The organism is Pseudomonas sp. REP124 (genome assembly GCF_020164475.1).
Lineage (GTDB): Bacteria > Pseudomonadota > Gammaproteobacteria > Pseudomonadales > Pseudomonadaceae > Aquipseudomonas.
Window position 1 is genome coordinate 1 of the sequence record NZ_JAIQWX010000269.1, and the last position, 3,438, is coordinate 3,438.

The window sequence follows — 3,438 nt, forward strand, 5'->3', positions numbered from 1 at the left end:
AATTCAGCCTTCATACCGGCCAGGCGCCACATGTGCAGACCGTTTTCAATCCTGAACAGCATGCGAGTGTCCTCGCCCAGGCGCATGACCAGAAACAGCCCCATGGCCATCGCCGTGCCGTTCTGGGTCTGGATCAGGGCGGCGCCGAGACGGGTCATGGTCGCGGCCCAGGCGCCTTCGAGGTTGCTGGCCAACCGCTCGATGTTGCGCAGGGTGTCGGTGTCCAGAACCTTGGCCATGGCGGTACGGGTTTCGACGAGGTTTTCCAGGCTCAGCGCCGCCACCAGTTCCTGAATGCGCGTGAGGCTGTTGACTGCCGCCTCCAGACTCGGACTCCAGGCGTGGAACACCAGACGCAACAAGCCCGGATCGTTGCTGTTCACGTAGTCGACAAACTGTTTGGCGCCTTCGCTGCGGCTGCACTGGGCACTCAGGCAGGCGAGCGTCAGGGTTTCCAGCCACATGAGATGATCTTCGCGGCTCTGGTCGACAAACCAGGTGCCGCTCTCACTGCGGTGCAGGTAGGTTTTGCGATCGGCGTACAGCAATCGATGCCGCGTTTCGACCTGCTCGAAATGCTGCGGCGCTTCCTGATCCAGCCAATGGTTCATGCTCGCCAGATCGATGTATTGCCCGGCCTTGGCGGCGCCGCCGTCACCTTGCAGATTGCTGACTTTTTCCTGGCGATACTCGCGCACGACCTGTTGCGTCTCGTGGTGCAGTTCGTTCGGTATGAAGCTGCGCACCTTGCTCAACACCGCTTGCTCACGGCTTCGGACCTGGGCCAACAAGGTATCCGCCTCGGAGTGCCCGTACTGACGACCTCGTTGCTGGTTGATCCGGGTTTCTTCGGCCAAGAGGACGTTGAGTTGCTTCTGACTGTCGAGCAGCGTTTCGCCCTGTTCGGGCGTCAGTTGCAGGTCGTGTTCGCGATACCGGTAGTTGAGCAGGCCGGCCACTTGCGCGCCGTCTTCGGTGACCATGCTGCGGATAAAGCTAGCGACGGTCTGGCGCAGGCTATTGTCGGCGACCCATTCTTCGTGTTCCGCCTCGACCAACTCCTGTTCATGGTTGATATCACGCAGCACACCCAAATCATCATCCAGCGCAGCAAACACCGCATACAGCGGCCCCGCCTGACGCCTGGCTGCGTCCAGCCAGGCCTGAGTGGCGTCCACTTCCCATGGACTGGCGCTCCAGGCCCCCGGCTCAATTGACGGTATTTCGGGCGATTGGGCAGCGGCCGCGTTTTCACGCACGCGCAGAAACTCCGAGCTGGCGGCGAAGGCCTTGATGTTCTCCGTTGTGGGATCGGCGTACAGCACTTTGCCCAGTGCTTCCATGCCTTGGCGGTAGGCGGCACCGTTCTGCTGGTAATCGTGGGCCAGGGCGGCCTCGCGCACTTTGGGCATGAGTTCGGCGACCAGCTCCAGCGACTTGTCGAGCGGTGGGCAGTGTTTGGCTGAAAGGCGATCGGCGACCTCGGTGAGTTGGATCGGGCGCATGTGCTTGCCGCGTTCATCGGCGTTTTCAAGACTCTCGCAGGCGTCTTGCCCCAAGGGCATTTCGCTGTAGAGCATCCAGGCATCGTGGCACTTGTTCAGGGCAATCCCGGCCATTTCTCCGATGGGGATGGTGGAGTGGGGTTGTGTCAGCGGTTGTTCGAGCAACAGGCCGTCAGCGGCCACGGCATAACGTTTGAGCGGGCCTTCGACATGCCACAGATAAACGTACCCTCCACGCAATCGGCGCAGTGCCATCGGATGGCTTTGGGTCGGGCTGGGAGGCTGGAAATCCGTGTGTTCGGCGGCCTGCTCGGCCATCGCATAGCGGCTGGGGACGACGAAGATCTCCGCCTGCCGGGCCGGGCAAGTGCTGACCGGGCTCGACAGGTCTTCACTGCCAAGCTGAGTTCTTGCGACGTAATCAACCCTAGCGAGATTGCGGATTTTATCGAGTGCGGTGGGGGTCATGAAAAGGACTCCTTGTCAGTCTGCAGGCAGTGGCGATGCAGTTCTGCCCACAACGCATCAAGGCGTTGTTCGGCGTTGAGGGCTTGCTGTTGAAGAATGTCGCGGCAGGCCTGATGTTCGGGAGCCCCAGGAAAAGCGGTGCCACGCTGCGCAACCAGCGCAGCCCAGCGTAAAACCTCGTCGGGAGCCGAGTACCCGTAATGGGCGGCGCCTTCGCGGCAAGAGGCTGCCCATTGCTGCTGTTCGGCGGCCGAGTACTGGGTCAGGCAATCCGGAAGGCAGGTGCGTACGTGCTCCAGCAGTTGTTGATCACACACTTCCAGCTTTCCCTGGTTGATCTGTTGAAGCTGTTGTTCATCCAGATACAGCCAAGGACGCTCTGCGTATTGCTGTGTGTTTTGCCGATCCTGTTTACGGACGATCCACTCTTCTCCCTGATCATCTTTCGCTGGCAGTCGCACGCGGCTGATCGGCCCCATCATGCGATCTCGCTCGGCCGAGCTCAGGGCCGGCAGCCAATGACGCATGACACGCGGGTCGTAGTATCGAAACAGCAATGAAGCACCGCCGCGCACTCGCGCATGGAGCAGGCTGCGCAGATACTCAGCCAGCTCCAGCATGGGCGCGTCGCTCTCGAGCATCACCCCGGCATCGTGTTGCCAGTGGTCCATGAAAGCTTTTTCGAGTGGGCTGTCGGCACGCAGGACGACCAGAGCAGGACCCACATCGAACAACGCTCGATAGGGAGTTCCGTGATAGAGCCATTCGATCGTCGGGCTGCTATCCAGTCGGTATAAACGGGTCGGCAAGCTATCGATGCTGGCGCCGTCCAGAAGCAAATAACGTGAGATACCATGAGTCATTTCGCGGCTCCCAGCTTCTGACAGACTTCACACACCGGCTGAGCCGATGTGGCTGCCTTCTGCAGTGCCTGACGCAAGGCAGGAAGGAGCAAATCACCGGCCTTATCCGCATCCGCCTCCTTCAGCGGCCCCGGCAAAAGCGGCGCCGCCCCCGTACCAACCCCCGGGCTTCCGCCAGAGTTGAGCTTGATTAGCGGCCCGCTGATGGTCACGCCGCCGGCGTCGATCTTGATGAAGCTGCCGCCCGCCACCAGCGTCATCTCTGAGCCAGCCTCGAGCACCAGCTTCATGCCGCTTTTCAGGTGGATTTCCCGACCAGCCTCGACGAGCTGTCCGGTGCCGATCCTGACGTGCTGGTTGACACCCACCGTCAGGTGATCATCGGCGCGGGCTTCGGCTTTGCGGTCCGCATGGACCGTACGGTGTTCCTCTGCCTTGAACTCGCTGTAGCTGTTCTGTTCGACGGTGTCGTGCCGCTCGTTGCCGACGCGGATCTTCTGGTCGCGTTCGATGTTCTCGTCCCAGTCGCGCTGGGCGTGCAGGAAGATCTGTTCCTGGCCTTTCTTGTCTTCGATGCGCAGTTCGTTGGAACCGCCACCGCT

3 protein-coding genes are annotated in these 3,438 nt (G+C 61.1%); all 3 read right to left on the reverse strand.

Annotated features, from left to right (window positions below; genetic code table 11):
* On the reverse strand, positions 1-1,973 hold a 1,973-nt coding region (locus tag K9857_RS30045), incomplete at its 3' end, for a toxin VasX (RefSeq protein ID WP_318011791.1).
* Positions 1,970-2,836, reverse strand: coding sequence for a DUF4123 domain-containing protein (locus K9857_RS30050; RefSeq protein WP_224542164.1), 867 nt, complete (start codon positions 2,834-2,836; stop codon positions 1,970-1,972). The genes K9857_RS30045 and K9857_RS30050, both read right to left, overlap by 4 nt.
* Positions 2,833-3,438 (reverse strand): bacteriophage T4 gp5 trimerisation domain-containing protein (locus K9857_RS30055; protein ID WP_411961626.1); only part of this gene is annotated, 606 nt, incomplete at its 5' end. The genes K9857_RS30050 and K9857_RS30055, both read right to left, overlap by 4 nt.

Excerpts from the sequence above, each read along its gene's own strand:
- K9857_RS30050 (WP_224542164.1), bottom strand. The coding sequence starts at position 2,836 with ATGACTCATGGTATCTCACGTTATTTGCTTCTGGACGGCGCCAGCATC.